Consider the following 15,307-nt stretch of genomic DNA (forward strand, 5'->3'; position numbering starts at 1 on the left):
GCCCGAGACGGCTTCGTATCTAACCCGTGTAGCCTAAACTACCTGTCTAGCAATACATTTAACACCATCGAATGCGCGCAGCTGTCGGTTGACGTTGTACCTGACATTGGTGACACTCTGCTCGCGCAGGACGCCCGCGCCCGCCAATTCGCCGGAACATTCCGTGATTCGAAGCGGGGAGCCGTGCGGCGGCAGCGTGCCCTGTCGGACGTTACGCCGCGGGCGCGTCGCCGTTCATTTGCGAGGTTTACCAAGCCTGTACTCGGGTAGGGCTAGAGGACCAACGTAAGGGGCAGCCATGTCAGCAGAGCAGAACATCGAGACCGCGAAGAAGGGGTACTCCGCGTACTCGGCGGGTGACGCCGAGAAGGCTATGAGTTTCTTCGACGACGACATCGAGTGGATCTCGCCCGGCAACAGCACCGTCAGCGGCACCTTCCGTGGCAAAGCGGAGGTCGGCGCGATGTGGATCAAGCTGGCCGAGAAGTCCACGACGACAACACCCGAGCGTTTTCTCGGCGACGACGATGTCGTTGTCGTTCTCACCCGAGTCGCCGCTGGTGGGGAGTCCGCCGACGAAGCCGATGTGCTGACTTTCCGCGATGGGAAAGTCGTCAAATTCCAGTCCGCCGCGGACACCGCGATGCTGGAACGGGTCTTCGGCACGAAGTAGCGACCCTCGTGAACGGACACGATGGCATGACAGCTCGTGCCGTCGATGACCTCGCGTTGTCGCCGGCGGAACCGAGGCTCGACTCTGAGGGGCGGTTCTTGCTCAGCGCGAGTGGCAGGACCCGACTCATCGCGTCCTTTCCCGCTTCGGTCACCTGCAGCCGGTAAGGGGCTTTCACGTCGATCCGCCGCGAGCCGCATGTGCACCGGCATCCCTTGTTCGACGGCAACCACAATGCGGCGTCGGAATCGGACTTCTGCGAATTGGGTCGCGCGGACGGCCCACAGGCTGCACGGGTCGCTTCCCAGCCAGTTTGGGCGCAACTCGGCACCCAACTTGCTGCGCACCCTTCTGCCCTCCGGCTACAGCACGTAACGCTACCGATCGAATCTGACCTCGCGAGTCGGAGCCTGAGAACGGTTGGAACGTGAAACCGGCGGACGCCTGAATCGGGAGTGGATGATCCCTTCGGCCACGCTCGAGACTACGGGTGCAAAGTCGGGTTTGCCGCAAGCTGTGCAGATCACCTGCTTCCACGATGGTCGCGATCGCCTCGAACTTGGTGGAACCAAACACCCGCACCGGTACTACAACCTGATCGCGCACACCCAATGCCAACTCGGCCGCGAGTGATTTGTGGCGACCATGGTCACCGACCCCGACGAGCGAAGCACCTGTACGCGTTCGCCATTCAGGTCTTCGCCGGCTACGGCGACTACCGCGCCACGACGGCGCTGATCGAGCGTCAGCTCCCCGTCTTCCGGCTCAAGCCGCGCTAGAGAGTATGGTCTGACCGTCTCGTCACGGGCAGTTGGCGGCGACCCGCTTGTTCATTTCGACCACGCGCGTATGGCCGTTGTCGCGGGCGACCCCTATGAGCCCGGAAGCTGGGCCAGGCGACCACGACGCGGTCTCCCGCTTCACGTTTTGTGAAGCCGGGAGACCGTCGATCGCCGGGCAGGGTGTGCATCTGATGTTTATTGGAACCCACCACGATCTCTCGACCCGTGCTATCGGACGGGTTGCGGCGCAGCGGTTTCCGTGTGGGATGCGGACTCGCGGCGGACGCCGCCGTAGGTTGCGGTTCGGATGCTGAACAGGGTCAGCAACCCGATGAGGCACGATCCGGCGAGAAAGTAGGCCGGTGACAAGGTGCTGCCGGTCCGGTCGATCAGCCAGGTCGCGATGTACGCGGCCGTTCCGCCAGTCGCGATCGTCGCCAGGTTGAAGCCCAGGGCGACGCCGGTGAGCCTGACGCGAGAGTTGAACAGCGACGGGAACAGTGGTGCCGTGGCGACCTGGATGAGCGGGGTGCCGAGCGCGAAGGCGAAGAATGCCACGCCCGCGACGACGAGCCCGTGACCGCCCATCAGGGACATGGCTGGGTACGCAAGGATGCCGGATCCGATCAGTCCGGCTGCTGCGACCGGGACGCTGCCGAATCTGTCGACGAGTAGACCGGCGACCGGCATCAACAGCGCGATGAGCACGATGATGAGCGCGGTCGTCCAGGTGACCGCGGTCCGATCGAATCCACCCTGACGGACCAGGTGTATGCCGATGTAGGTGAGCACCATGTAGCCGGTGGCGTTCTGTGCCACGCCGAGCCCGAATACCTGCAGAACCTGTTTGGGGTGTGTGCGGATGAGTTCGGTGAACGGTGACTTCGCCAGGTCGTCGGTGGCCGCGGCGTTCTCGAACTGTGCGGTGTCCTCGATGCGGGTCCGGGTCCACAGGCAGAACAGCAGGAGTGGGACGCCCAGCAGGAACGGGATCCGCCAGCCCCAGCTGGTCATCTGTGGTTCGGTGGTGAGCGCTGAGACGGTCCCGACCGCAATTGCGGCGAGCGCGAAACCACCGTTGCTGCCGAGTGCGACGAACGATGCGCCGAGGCCCTTACGTTTTTCCCCGACGGTCTCGTAGACGTAGGTCAATGCTCCGCCGAGTTCACCGCCGGCGGAGAAGCCCTGTACCAGACGTGCGAGGACGAGCAGGATCGGCGCGGCGATGCCCGCTGACGCGTACGTCGGCAGGCATGCCATGAGGAGGCTGCCGACCCCCATCAGCAGCACGGACATCAGCAGAGCGCGTTTGCGTCCGTGCCGGTCCCCGAGTCGGCCGAAGAAGATGCCGCCGACGGGGCGCATGAGGTAGGCCGACGCGAAGACGGCGAGGCTGGCGAGTAGTGCGGCGGTGGGATCGTTGCCGGGGAAGAACAGTGGGCTGACGACCACGGCTAGGTAGGCGTAGACGGTGAGGTCGTAGTACTCGACGATGGTGCCGACGGCTGCGGCGAGAACGCCGCGGCGTCTGGTCTGCTCGAGGGTGGGGGTGCGCGAGGTGGAATTCGTGTGGGTCGCCACGAACGTCTCATTTCTGTGCGGAGAGAGTGGACCGAAGGTGCGCTCACCGCAGGTGGGTGAGTCTTATCATGCGAGCGCTTTCACACCATAGCCGCGAATCCGCTAAATCTGTACATATTTCCGAAAACTGGCGGAAGCAGTCCGCTAGAACTGCCAGTGCACGGGCTCGGAGATGATGTGCGCAAGGCGCTTACGGTAGTACTTCGCGGTGTCGTGGACGAAGGCCTCCATCGCCTCTCCCGCGGCGGAGGCATTTCGGGAGCGCATGGCATTGAGGACGAGTTGCTGCGCTTCGACGGCGGCTGTACGAGTGATCTCGGGGTGCCGTGAGGGTTCCGCGTCGCGCACCAGCAGCAGCAGTGTTTCCATGAGGATGCGCAGCACCGGGTTTCCGGAGGCGGTGTAGATGGTGGTGTGGAACAGCGCGTTCTTCTCGATGAAGTTGTCGTAGTCGTCAGGCTGTGCCCGCATGCTGTCGAGCGCCGCCTGCAATTCGTCCAGTTGGCCGTCCGTGATTCGAGGTGTGGCCTGTTGCGCCACCACCGGCTCCAGGGTCAGCCGGGTGTCGATGACGTCGCTGAGATTTGCGCCCTCGAGCTGCAGGAACAGTTTCATGGTGTTACCCAGTGATTCGAATTGCGGCCGGCACGCGACGGGGCCGCCGCCGACACCGGCCCGAATGGTGACCAGACCCCGGCTCTCGAGCAGGCGGAGTGCTTCGCGCACAGTCGTGCGCGCCACCCCATACTCTGCAACCATCTCCTTCTCGGTCGGCAGCCGGTCACCGGCCTCGATGCCGCCCCCGAGGATCTCGTCCGCTATCTGGTTCGCGATGCGCTCGGACATTTTCGGGGCCCTGCCCGGTGCGCGCTGCGCGTCGTCCTTCGTCCTTGCGTTCCCCGTGCGCTCGTCGACAGTTCGCTGTGTAGCCGCCATGCGTACAAACACTACCCAGACCCGGAAGCAAATCGATAAACTCTGTACATATTTAAAGAAAGTGGCTAGCGTGGCACCAGTCAACCCGTGGCACCAGTCAACATCCGAACGCGATGCTCTCCCGGAGGTAAAGATGTGGCCGACGCGCCCACCGACGCCCGACCTTGTCCATTCCTACCGCGAGTCAGGGCACTGGCGTGATCAGCCGATCGGGCACTACTTGACACGCGCCGCCTCGCTGTTCCCGGATGCCGTGGCCGTAATCGACGGCGACACACGCCTGACCTTCACCGACGTCGACCGCGACGCGACCACGCTCGCTGCGGCGCTGCATTCGGTCGGGATCGGCGCCGACGACGTGGTCTCGTTCCAGCTCCCCAACCGGGCCGAAGCGGTCATCGTCTACCAGGCGATCATGAAGCTCGGCGCCGTCGCCAACCCCATTGTCCCGATCTACCGAGGGCGCGAGCTGCGGTTCATCCTCGGCCAGGCACAGGCGTCGGCCGTCTTCATTCCCGCGACCTACCGAGGATTCGACTACGCCGCAATGTATGACCAGCTGCTCGACGACTTGCCGCACCTGAAGAAGGTCGTCGTCCTCGGCGAACGCGACGAGCGCCACACGGACGAGCGGATGACCACCTGGACGGAGCTGTTCGACGGTGCCCCGGCCGAGGCTGCGAAGGTGGTTGCCGCACTGCCCCAGCCGGATCCAGATCAGGTCTGCCTGCTGTTGTACACCTCGGGGACAACCGCGGATCCGAAGGGCGCGCTGCACAGCCACAACACCCTCGTGTTCGAGAACCTTTCGATGATCGAGTTGTTCGGTCTCAACGAGAAAGACGTCATCTTCAACCCGTCGCCGGTTACGCACGTGACCGGCGTGAACTGCGCCTTGACACTGCCGTTCCTACTCGGGGCGCCCGTCGTGCTGCACGATCAGTGGGATCCAGCCGCCGCGCTCGACAAGATTGCCCGCGACGACGCCAGCTTCATGATCTTCTCCACACCGTTCCTGCAAGGGCTGCTCGACGCCGCGGTCGCGGCGGGTCGCCCCACTCCGTCGATCCGGTACATCGTGTGCGGCGGCGCTGACATGCCGGACGACCTGACCCGCCGGGCCACCGATCGGCTCGGCACCGTCGTCCGAATGTACGGCGCCACCGAGGGACCGTCCGTCACGGCAGGCAATCGCTGGGACACACCGCAATTACGCACCCGAACCGACGGGCGAGTCCTCGCGCCCACAGAGGTGATCATCGTCGACCCCTCCGAGCGCCCCGTCGCGCCCGGCTCCGTCGGCGAAGTACTGTGGCGCGGCCCCGACACCTTCCTCGGATACCTCGACTCCTCACTCAACGCCGCGGCGTTCACCGAGGACGGCTTCTTCCGCTCCGGTGACCTCGCACGGTTCGACGAAACCGGCGCAATCCACATCGAGGGCCGAATCAAGGACATCATCAACCGCTCCGGCGAGAAGATCAGCACTCACGAGGTGGAAAACCTCCTCAGTGAGCACCCCGCCGTCAGCGAGGTCGCCGTCGTCGCCGGGCCCGACGCGACGACAGGTGAGCGAGGCTGCGCCTTCGTCGTCACCCACCACGCACAGGACCTCACCCTCGCAGACGTCCACGAGTTCCTGACCGGACGCGAGGTCGCGAAACAGAAGATCCCCGAGAGCGTCTTCGTGGTGGACGTACTACCCAAGACCGCGAGCGGCAAGATCCAGAAGTTCGCGCTCCGCGACTGGACCCGTAACCGCACCGACGTCCCGCCGCAGATGGTCGGCGTCAGCCTGCATGCGGCGCATGAGAAGTGAGGACGACATGACCGAGCACATTCTCATCTCCCAACCCGAACCGGGGATCGCCCTGGTCGAGCTCGCCCGCGGCAAGGTCAATGCAATCGACCACCGAATGTACGGCGAACTCGCCGAGGCCTTCGATCGGCTATCGGACGATCCGACGGTCAACGTCGCCGTGCTCACAGGACGCGGTCACGTGTTCTGCGCGGGCAACGACCTCAACGACTTCCGCACCATGGACACGACGAGCGGCGAACTGCAGATGCGCAACGTCCGACGCGCGATGTTCAACCTCATCGACTGCTCGATCCCCGTCATTGCCGCCGTCAACGGGCCCGCACTCGGCAGCGGATTCGGTCTGACCGCAGCGTGCGACCTCGTGGTGGCGTCGGAGAAGGCGACGTTCGGGCTGCCGGAAATGAACGTCGGGGTCCTGGGCGGCGGCCGCTTCACCGCCCGAATGCTGCCGCAGCAGGCAATGCGCCGGCTGTTCTTCACCGCAGAAGCCGTCGACGCACACACCCTCCAGCGGTGGGGCGCGCCGATCGAGGTGGTCCCCCACGACACACTCATGACCACCGCACTCACCCACGCACGCTCCATCGCCGCGAAGAGCCGCTACGCACTGACCCTGGCGAAGCAATCGTTGAACGGCTGCGAGGGTATGGATCTCAAACGCGGCTACGAACTCGAACAGACCTTCACCGTCCGGCTGTCCGAGCATCCGGACTCCAAGACTGCGGTCGAGACACGAATGGCCGCACTGACGAACGGCAAGAACCCATGAGTACCGCAACGAGGGAACTGGCAACACCCGAAGACCTGGACGCGTTCGGCGACCGCGCCACCGCGTGGCTGTCCCAGCGGCTGGACCTGCATCTGCCGGTCACCGAAACCGACCTGTCAGGCGACGATGCGGAGCCGTCCTACGCCATCTTCCACAACCGCACAGAGGCCGAAGAGCGCGAACTGCTCGTCCGCGGCAAATCCTGGCAATCCGCACGCGTCGACGCCGGTTTCGGCGCGATCACCTGGAGTCCCGAATGGGGCGGAGCGGGCCTGACCGCCTCCCACGAACGGATCTACGTCGAGCTCGAACGTCAGTTCCGCGCCCCCGAGCGGCACGAAACCATCCTGGTGACCGTGGAGCTGATCGCACCGACCATCCATCTGCTCGGCACCGAGGAACACAAACAACGGTTCGTGCAACCGTTCCTGCGTGCCGACGAACTGTGCTGCCAACTGTTCTCCGAACCCGGCGCCGGCTCCGACCTGGCCGCGCTCGCGACCCGCGCAGTTCGCACCGACACCGGCTGGAAGATCACCGGTCAGAAGGTGTGGAGTTCGGGCGCACAATTCTCCGAATGGGGACTACTCATCGCCCGGAGCGACCCCGCCGCACCCAAGCACCGCGGAATGACGGCGTTCCTGGTGCCGATGGACGCCCCAGGAGTCGAAACCCGGCCCATCCGCCAGATGTCCGGCGGTTCCACCTTCAACGAGGTATTCCTCACCGACGTCGAACTGCCTGACTCGCTGCGTCTCGGCGAGGTCGGCGACGGTTGGAGCGTCGCATTGACCGCCCTCGGTTTCGAACGCAGCTCCAGCGGCGGAATCGTCTCCGCCGGCGGCAGCGCAGCCGACCTGATCAGGCTCGCCAAGCAACTTGGCATCACCGACGACCCTCACGTGCGTCAGACACTCGCCGACGTCGTCGTCTACGAACGCGCCACCGCAATGTTCAACGCCCGGTACGCCGAACGTGAACTCGCCGGCCATGTTCCCGGAGTCGAGGGCTCGATCGCCAAGCTCGTGTGGACGCAAAACCTCAAGCGCATCGGAGACGCCGCGGCCCGATTCCTCGGACCCCGCATCCTCGCCGACACGAGCACCCCGAACACCTATGCCTGGACCGAGCATCTCCTGGGCGCCCCGGGCTACCGCATCGCCGGCGGCTCCGACGAGATCCAGCGAAACATCATCGGCGAACGCGGCCTCGGGCTGCCCAGAGAACCGCGCTAGGAGCAATCATGGCCCTCGAATTGACCCACGAACAAGAACAACTTCGGGACAGCGTCCGCGCCTTCCTCACGAAGAACGCTGATACGAAACAAGCACTGTGGGAAGGGCTCACCGGCCTGGGATTGACGGAGATCCCCTTCCCCGAGCGCTTCGGCGGAGCCGGCTGCACCCTCAAAGACACCTCGGTCGTGATGCACGAACTCGGCCGCACCATCTCCGACGCACCCTACTTCTCGTCCGTGTGCCTTGCCGGGCTCACCCTCTCGGAATGCGCTTCGGACGCGGGCCGCGCCGCACATCTGCCCGCCATCGCTACCGGCAAACGCACCGCCACGCTGGTTGCCGGGTACCCGTACTCGGACACCCCGATTACCGCCACCGCAACCGGTGACAGCCGGTTGATTCTTCGAGGTATCCAAGATTTCGTAATCGATGGTGACAGCGCAGATCTCCTCGTCGTTGTCGCACGCGGTGAGAAGGACCTCGAGCTGGCCGTCATCGACGGCGCCGCACCCGGCGTGGTACGTACCCCTCTCGAGTCCCTGGACACCACCCGCCCACTGACCCGGATTGAGTTCGTCGACGCCCACGCACAGACGGTCGGCGACGCAACCCTAGGTGCGAGGCTGCCGCGCGCGCAGGCGTCAGCCCTCGTGGCGCTGGCGTCCGAGCAGGTCGGCGCCGCCGAGGCGTGCCTGGAAATGTCGGTCGAGTACGCCAAGACCCGGGAACAGTTCGGCCGACCGATCGGCTCGTTCCAATCGATCAAGCACCGCCTCACCGACATGCTGGTGGCACTCGAACTGGCGCACGCCGCAGTGCTGGACGCGGCGAACGCCGACGAAAGACCAACAAACGAACTGGCCACTGCAGCGAGCATCGCGCATGTACTCGCGTCCGAGGCCTTCACCTACGCCGCCGAAGAATCCATCCAGATCCACGGCGGAATCGGATTCACCTGGGAACACCCCCTACACAAGTACTTTCGGCGAGCTAAGAGCGACGCACTGCTATTCGGCAGCACCGAGGCGCACCACGAGGGCATTGCCGCTTCAGTGATATAGGTGTTCGGAGAATCGGTTGCTTGCAACCAGAATCGCCTGCCGGAATGAGCGCAAGCCGATCACCACCCGTTGTCGGAACGCCCGGACGTGCCGCAGCAAGCGCTGGGACCGTACTTCGTACCGCCGCGCCTTCCGTCGTCGGTGCCGCGTCATGGCTGTATGCCATATCAATATCCTTGCCAGGCGCGTGATCCGAAATGCTGTAAAACTGTGCAGCGCGTAACCACTGAGGCCACCCATAATTGAACGCGAACTCAAACTCCATCCTTGCGCTGTCATCGCTGTCATCGCTGACCTCGCCGTAGCGCGCGCAAGAGCGCCAACCCTCGATGTGTTCTACCTGCTAATCCCTGGTCTCCATGGACAGAGCCCATCGAGGGGCTGACGACTGTGCTGAGCCTGCGACGTGGACATTGCACAGCTACATGCCCTCTGTTCGGGATTGATGTATCTGCCCCTTTGAATAGGCTGCTACCAGAAGACCGATGAGATTGTCGGTGAGCCACCGCATGACAACCAGGTAGGCCGGATACATGGCGTCGGGCAACCTTTCGGACCACGCGCGGGGTCAATGGGGGTAGGACTACAGGCTCGGTGCCGAGTCGTCGACCCGGCGACCGAACCGCTCGGCGTTAGCGCGCCAGGTAGCCACCATCCACGGGCAGCGGAACACCGTTGACGAAACTCGCGTCGTCGCTCGCGAGGAACGCTGCAGCAGCCGCGATCTCCTCAGGCTGGCCCTGCCGGCCGAGCGGTACGTTGACTGTGAAGCTGTCGACGACGTCTGAAACGTCGGCACCCGTATCGCGCCCGAAGAACTGCGGGAGCATCGGAGTCGCGATCGGGCCGGGGCAGATCGCGTTGACGCGGATGCCGAGCGGGCCGAACTTCAACGCCAGCGACTTCATGAGCAGCACGATACCGCCCTTGGTCATCGAGTAGAGCGGGCTCAGCGGCGAACCGACGATACCCGAGACCGAGGCTGTGAAGATTACAGAGCCCTTGCCGCCGGCGGCCTCGAGCAGGTCTTCGCACGCGGCCGTCAGGAAGAACGCCCCTTTGATGTTGACGTCGACGGCGAGGTCGAACTGGTCCTCTGAGATATCGAGACCAGAGGCGCCGGGGATGCCGGCGTGATTGTAGAGGACGTGGAGCACGCCGTGGGTGGCGCGGACCTGCTCAACCAGGCTGGTGACAGCAGCCTTGTCGGCAACATCGAGCTGATGCGCTTCGGCCGAGCCGCCGGTCCCCTCGATCTGCGACACCGTCCCCTTGGCCGCGTCAGTGTCGAGGTCGGTCACGATGACATGCGCGCCCTCTGCGGCGAAGCGCACACATGCCGCGCGACCCATACCGGAACCTCCGGCGGTCACCAGTGCGATGCGATTCTCGAGCCTCATTGATTCTGCCTTCCCTACTGATTGTGTTGCGCACATTTCAGGCTTGTAAGTCGTGCTATCCCGCGGTTTCCTTCTTGGCACGTCCGGTGGCCGCAACCTCGGGCGTATTCGTTCTCGGGTACGTCATGCTGCGCGCCTTCGAAGGAGCCACGCGCGGAACGAACAGGATGATCAGCGGACCGAGCGCCGCGGGAATCATGAACGCGTAGAAATTCCATTCCACCGGCGCACCCGTTGCGAGCACGAAGCCACCGACCTGCGGTCCGAGGATCGCGCCGACACGGCCGATGCCCATGCCGAGTCCGAGCACAGTTCCGCGAGTTGCACTCGGGAACAGCGCAGCCGTATATCCGTACAAAACCACGGTGGTGCCGTTCGCGCCGATTCCGGCGAGGAACAAGGCAGCGAAGAAGACCGGCGTCGGCGGGCTGAAGCTCAAGATGTACAAGGACAGAACGGCAACGCCAAACGCCCAACAGACCACCGGGCGAGGTCCGAAACGGTCGGAAAGTACGGAGAGCGTCATGATGCCGACGATCGCCCCCATGCTCAGCACCATCAGCGATACCAGCGCCGAAGTCAGCGGGTACCCCGCTTGCCTCATAATCTGCGGCAACCAGGAGTTGAGTCCGTATGTCAGCATCAAACCGACAAAGAAGGTGGCGACCAGCGGGACGATGACGACAATGTGCTCGCGCTTCCAGAGGGTACGCAGCGGATTCACGGGCTTGCCCTCACCCGCGGCCTTGCCTACTTCGTCAGGCGGCCAGGGCATCCCGTACTTGGTACAGGTTGCACGCGCCTCCTCGAAGCGACCTCTCAGAATCAGGTAGTCCGCCGATTCCGGCAACCACTTCATCAGCACCGGAACGAGGACGAACACCGGGAGGAAGCCGATCCAGAACATCAGCCTGAACCCGTAGTCGGCAAGAAACCAGACCGCGAGCAGGCTGGCGGCAATGCCGCCGAAGGAGTACCCGATGTTCATCACTCCGTTGAAGAATTGGCGCCGGTGGCGAGGAGCGAACTCGGCCACCAGTGCGATCGCCGCAGGGAGGACGCCGCCGAGCGCGAGGCCTCCGAGGAACCGGAGAAGCATGAACACCTCCGGATTCGGCGCCATAGCGCAGAGTGCCATCGACGCCGAGAACCAGATCACCGATCCGATGAGCAGCCTTTTCCGGCCGAACATATCCGACAACACGCCGCTACCAAGGGCACCCACCAACATGCCGGCAAGAGCAAGGCTCGCCATGGTGCCGACTTGCGTTGCCGAGAGCGCCCACGGTTGGTAATCAAGGAGCGCCGGTGTGACGGCGCCGTGGACGACCATGTCGTAGCCGTCCCATGCGCCGATGAGGAGACAAAGAATGACGACCCACGCAGCCCGACGATGTCCCTTCGCGAGTTCCTCCGAAACGGGTGTCTCTCGGTCGATTCGATTAGCCACAATCTTCCTTTCCATCCTCACCGCGGAGGACAGGCGAGCGGAGAAGCAGGATTAGTCGCAGGCCCACTGAATGTGCTGCGGTTCGAGGTACTCGTGGATGCCCCAGGATCCGATTTCGCGGCCGACTCCGCTGACACCGAATCCACCCATCGGTGCGTCGGCGCGAAGGCCTCCACCGCCGTTGACCGATACCGTGCCCGCTCGCAGTCGCGGCGCAATCTCGCGTGCAGCATCCGTATCGGGCCCGAATAGGTACGCGTGCAGACCGTATCGGGTCTCATTGGCGATCTTCACCGCTTCGTCGACGGTGCTGTACGGCATGGCCGTTGCGACCGGGCCGAAAATCTCTTCCTGACAGATCCGGTCGGTGTTGTGCACGTTGGTGATCAGTGCGGGATTGACAAACCACCCAGGGCCGGAGTCCGGGCGCCCGCCGCCGGCAGCGATCACCGCTCCGCCGTCCACGGCCTCTCGGATGAACTGTTCCACCGAATCACGGTGCGCCTCAGTGATCATTGGTCCGACAATGGTGGCCGGATCCCGCGGATCTCCCACCTGGATGGATTTGTATGCCTTGTGGCTGAGTTCGATGAATTCAACCCATTGCGATTCGTGCACCAGGATCCGCGTCGGCGCGGCGCACGCCTGGCCACCGTTTCGGCAGTACCTCTGGTGCAGTCCGGGGACTACAGCAGTGAGATCGGTTCCGGGAAGAAGGATTGCAGGCGACTTGCCACCGAGCTCGAGGACGACGCCACGAACACCCGTCGCAGCCTGCCGCATCACTTTCTCGCCGACCGCGACCGAACCGGTAAATGCGATCTTGTCCACACCTGGGTTCTCGGTCACAGCACGCGCGATATCTGCCTCGCCCACGACGACGTTCACCACACCGGGCGGGACATCTGCATTGCGCAGCACCTCGGCCAGCAACAGTGTCGACAGCGGCGTACGCGGTGACGGAATCGCGACCACCGTGCACCCTGCAGCGAGTGCCGCGCCCAGCTTGTGAACCAGCAGCAGCAGCGGGTAGTTGTACGCAGCGATCGCGGCGACGACGCCGACCGGTCGATACGCGACGATGCTGGAGGACGGTATCGGGTCGGTATGCCGTCCCAGATCCTGGCTCCGCTCGTCGAGCGCGGCCTGCGCGTACTCCCGCAGGTGCTTGATCGGCCAATCGACCTGCAATGCTCCGGCGGCGCTGATCGGCGCACCCACCTCGGTCACGATCGCGTTCACGAACTCGTCGCGACGCTTTTCGATGCCGTCGGCGATTCGGTTGATCAGGGCACTACGATCTGCCGCCGATGCCGAGGCCCACGGACCCGACTCGAATGCCTCACGAGCCGACGTCACAGCACGGTCCGCCTGTGCTCTGTCCGCGGCAGCGACCGACGCGACTACCCGTTCTGTCGCGGGATCGATGACGTCGATGCTGTCGCCGCGCCCCTCCGTCAACTCCCCGCCGATGAGAAGCGAGAAGTTCGGCCAGACTTCGGTGCCTGGCGGCGTAAGGATGGTGCCAACTGTTGTCGTCTGGCTGCGCTCTTCGCCCATCGTCATCACTTTCGTTCAGCGGTTGTAGGTATGCGTGATCATGTTTCACGCGGTAATGCTGCGGCCGTGTTCGCTTCGCGAATGCGGGAACGCTTCAGCGAAGTTCAGTGCCAAGACGGCAGCGCGGTCGTTTCACACGACCTCTCGAGTTCTTCCGGCGTGACCTCGCCGCCGACGTAGCACACCAGCTCCGTCTGCTTCCAACCATTTTGCGTGCGGCGGTACACATCTCGGTATCGCGCCCAGCGGTGCCTGTCCTTTAGCGCTGGATACGCCTTGTAGCGCTGCCACGAATATAGATACGACTCCATCCGGGCGGTATCCGCGGATTCGAACACAACATCCATGTTCGAGAGGTGGTGGCTGCTCGCAATGAACTTGCTCAGTGCGCCGGAGTAGAACTTGCGGGCAGCGGCGATGCCGGTAACTGCGCCGCCGCGGCCACCGGACAGATCTACGACGCAGTCGTCTGTGAACACTGCGAGCATTCCCGCGGCGTCCATTGCATCGGCAGCGCGGCAATACGCGTATTTCAGTCGCCGGATCTGTTCGGCGTCGATGAGCTCCCTTAACACGGCTGGCCCGTAGCGGTCTTCGACCGGGCCTGCTTCGGAAAGTGTCGACATGTCAGCGAACCGCCCTCATCTGTTTGGCTGCCTAGGGAACGTGACGCCGGACTCATTCCTGGGCCCTGCGCGAACTGCGCCACAACGATGTATGGGACATTAGTTCGCATAGTTCGAGTAGTCAACCGAAACTTACAGAGATTCTTAAGGTTTGGGCAATGGCATCGTTAGCCATCGCGACATACGAGCGGTATGCCGTGCACTCGTGGCAGCGCGCCCGACGTGTGTGCGGCGTCGAGTCAAGCCCCGCGTCGACGACTGCTGCACTGTGCGAATAGGTATATCCGTCACGAGTGTTCGATCACTCCTCGGATATTCTTCCCGTTAACGAGGTCGTCGAACGCCTGATTGATATCGCCCAGCCTGTACCGGCGGGTAATGAGCTCGTCCAGCAGCAACGCACCACGCTTGTACTGGTCGACGAGCCGCGGAATGTCGGACAGCGGGTTGCAGTTACCGAACATCACGCCTTGGATTCGTTGCTGGAACCCCTTGAGAGACTGCGTATTCATCTCCAGCTGGTTCTCCCCATTACGTCCCGTGGCCACTACAATGATCGAGCCGACCTTTCCGACGATCGAACTCGCCTGGTTCGTGATTTCCACCGTATGGTCCGTGACAGTGATGATCGCGTGGTTCGCGAGCCGTCCCCAGATTGCCTCGTTGATGTACTCATACGCGTCCTCGTGCGTGGCGAACGTGTGAGTGGCTCCGAACGTCTCGGCCATCTCCCGCTTGAACGGAACCGGATCCACCACGGCCACGATCGATGCCCCCGACCTAGCTGCGCCCTGCACCGCGTTGCTGCCGACACCTCCCGAGCCGTAGATCACCACCACATCACCGGCCCGGACGCCGGCCGCATAGACGGCGGCACCCCAACCCGTGGGCACACCGCACCCGAGCAGCGCAGCCACATCGAGCGGGAGGGACGAATCCACCTTCACGCACGAGTACTCCGAGATGACGGCACGCTCGGAGAACGTGCCCAGCGCGCAGACCCCGCCGAGATCCTCGGATCGGTGGTGGAACCGGAAGGTCCCGTCGGGCAGCTGCCCCGTCCCGGCGTTCAGGCCCAGGTCGCACAGCGCCTGGTGGCCGGTTGAGCACCAGTGGCAAACCCCGCACACCGGCAGGAAGGAGCACACGACATGGTCGCCCACCGATACCCGGGTGACGCCGGGCCCCACCTTCTCCACAACGCCGGCTCCCTCGTGGCCCCCGACGAGCGGGAACCGGGCGGGGAAGTCGCCCACCTGGAAATGCCGATCCGATTGGCAGAGTCCCGAGTATGCGAGCCGGATGAGGACTTCACGTTCTTTCGGCTCGTCGAGGTCGAGTTCGACGATCTCCCAGGGCTCTTTGACCCCGCGGACGACCGCAGCTCGTGTCGTGCTCATGGTTGGCTC

14 protein-coding genes are annotated in these 15,307 nt (G+C 63.9%); 7 read left to right on the plus strand and 7 right to left on the minus strand.

The annotated features are described in order from the left end of the window. Positions 1 to 298 precede the first annotated feature (298 nt). The 3 genes from ACFWAY_RS31650 to ACFWAY_RS31660 all read left to right on the plus strand — a co-directional run bounded on the left by ACFWAY_RS31650 (position 299) and on the right by ACFWAY_RS31660 (position 1,452). Positions 299 to 673: a nuclear transport factor 2 family protein gene (locus tag ACFWAY_RS31650; protein WP_378513300.1), complete on the plus strand. Its 375-nt coding sequence runs from the start codon at positions 299 to 301 to the stop codon at positions 671 to 673. A gap of 420 nt (positions 674 to 1,093) precedes the next feature. Continuing rightward, on the plus strand, positions 1,094 to 1,306 hold the full coding sequence (locus ACFWAY_RS31655) for a nitroreductase/quinone reductase family protein (RefSeq protein ID WP_378513301.1): 213 nt from the start codon (positions 1,094 to 1,096) through the stop codon (positions 1,304 to 1,306). Next, positions 1,303 to 1,452: a hypothetical protein gene (locus tag ACFWAY_RS31660; protein WP_378513302.1), complete on the plus strand. Its 150-nt coding sequence runs from the start codon at positions 1,303 to 1,305 to the stop codon at positions 1,450 to 1,452. Before ACFWAY_RS31655 ends, ACFWAY_RS31660 begins: the two co-directional genes overlap by 4 nt. Before the next feature lie 231 nt (positions 1,453 to 1,683). Here ACFWAY_RS31660 and ACFWAY_RS31665 read toward each other — a convergent pair whose 3' ends face one another. Together ACFWAY_RS31665 and ACFWAY_RS31670 are read right to left on the minus strand one after the other, a co-directional pair. After that, positions 1,684 to 3,036 carry an MFS transporter gene (locus ACFWAY_RS31665; RefSeq protein WP_378513303.1) on the minus strand — a complete coding sequence of 451 codons (1,353 nt, stop codon included), beginning with the start codon at positions 3,034 to 3,036 and terminating at the stop codon, positions 1,684 to 1,686. Between the two features lie 144 nt (positions 3,037 to 3,180). Then, positions 3,181 to 3,972 carry a FadR/GntR family transcriptional regulator gene (locus tag ACFWAY_RS31670; RefSeq protein ID WP_378513304.1) on the minus strand — a complete coding sequence of 264 codons (792 nt, stop codon included), beginning with the start codon at positions 3,970 to 3,972 and terminating at the stop codon, positions 3,181 to 3,183. Between the two features lie 220 nt (positions 3,973 to 4,192). Here ACFWAY_RS31670 and ACFWAY_RS31675 point away from each other — a divergent pair, with 220 nt between their 5' ends. The 4 genes from ACFWAY_RS31675 to ACFWAY_RS31690 are packed head-to-tail and all read left to right on the plus strand — an operon-like array spanning position 4,193 to position 8,862. Beyond that, entirely contained in the window at positions 4,193 to 5,791 is a 1,599-nt protein-coding gene (locus ACFWAY_RS31675) for an AMP-binding protein (protein ID WP_378513305.1), read from the plus strand. Between the two features lie 7 nt (positions 5,792 to 5,798). Continuing rightward, positions 5,799 to 6,563 (plus strand): enoyl-CoA hydratase-related protein, encoded by a 765-nt coding sequence (locus ACFWAY_RS31680; protein ID WP_378513306.1) that lies wholly within the window; start codon positions 5,799 to 5,801, stop codon positions 6,561 to 6,563. Next, on the plus strand, positions 6,560 to 7,798 hold the full coding sequence (locus ACFWAY_RS31685; RefSeq protein ID WP_378513307.1) for an acyl-CoA dehydrogenase family protein: 1,239 nt from the start codon (positions 6,560 to 6,562) through the stop codon (positions 7,796 to 7,798). The genes ACFWAY_RS31680 and ACFWAY_RS31685 overlap by 4 nt, the downstream gene beginning before the upstream one ends. A gap of 8 nt (positions 7,799 to 7,806) precedes the next feature. After that, positions 7,807 to 8,862, plus strand: a complete 1,056-nt coding sequence (locus ACFWAY_RS31690; RefSeq protein ID WP_378513308.1) for an acyl-CoA dehydrogenase family protein — start codon at positions 7,807 to 7,809, stop codon at positions 8,860 to 8,862. A 632-nt stretch (positions 8,863 to 9,494) separates the two neighbouring features. Here the strand turns inward: ACFWAY_RS31690 and ACFWAY_RS31695 are convergent. The 5 genes from ACFWAY_RS31695 to ACFWAY_RS31715 form a co-directional block, all read right to left on the minus strand. Continuing rightward, the gene (locus tag ACFWAY_RS31695; protein WP_378513362.1) at positions 9,495 to 10,298 is read right to left on the minus strand and encodes an SDR family NAD(P)-dependent oxidoreductase; all 804 of its coding nucleotides are present in this window, start codon (positions 10,296 to 10,298) and stop codon (positions 9,495 to 9,497) included. A 19-nt stretch (positions 10,299 to 10,317) separates the two neighbouring features. Further along, positions 10,318 to 11,712, minus strand: a complete 1,395-nt coding sequence (locus ACFWAY_RS31700; RefSeq protein WP_378513309.1) for an MFS transporter — start codon at positions 11,710 to 11,712, stop codon at positions 10,318 to 10,320. Between the two features lie 51 nt (positions 11,713 to 11,763). Beyond that, entirely contained in the window at positions 11,764 to 13,278 is a 1,515-nt protein-coding gene (locus ACFWAY_RS31705; RefSeq protein WP_378513310.1) for an aldehyde dehydrogenase family protein, read from the minus strand. A 98-nt stretch (positions 13,279 to 13,376) separates the two neighbouring features. Then, entirely contained in the window at positions 13,377 to 13,898 is a 522-nt protein-coding gene (locus ACFWAY_RS31710) for a nuclear transport factor 2 family protein (protein WP_378513311.1), read from the minus strand. A 287-nt stretch (positions 13,899 to 14,185) separates the two neighbouring features. Continuing rightward, positions 14,186 to 15,298, minus strand: coding sequence for an NDMA-dependent alcohol dehydrogenase (locus ACFWAY_RS31715; protein ID WP_378513312.1), 1,113 nt, complete (start codon positions 15,296 to 15,298; stop codon positions 14,186 to 14,188). Positions 15,299 to 15,307: the final 9 nt, after the last annotated feature.

The sequence above is a fragment of the Rhodococcus sp. NPDC059968 genome, assembly GCF_042738615.1.
Classification (GTDB): domain Bacteria; phylum Actinomycetota; class Actinomycetes; order Mycobacteriales; family Mycobacteriaceae; genus Rhodococcus_F.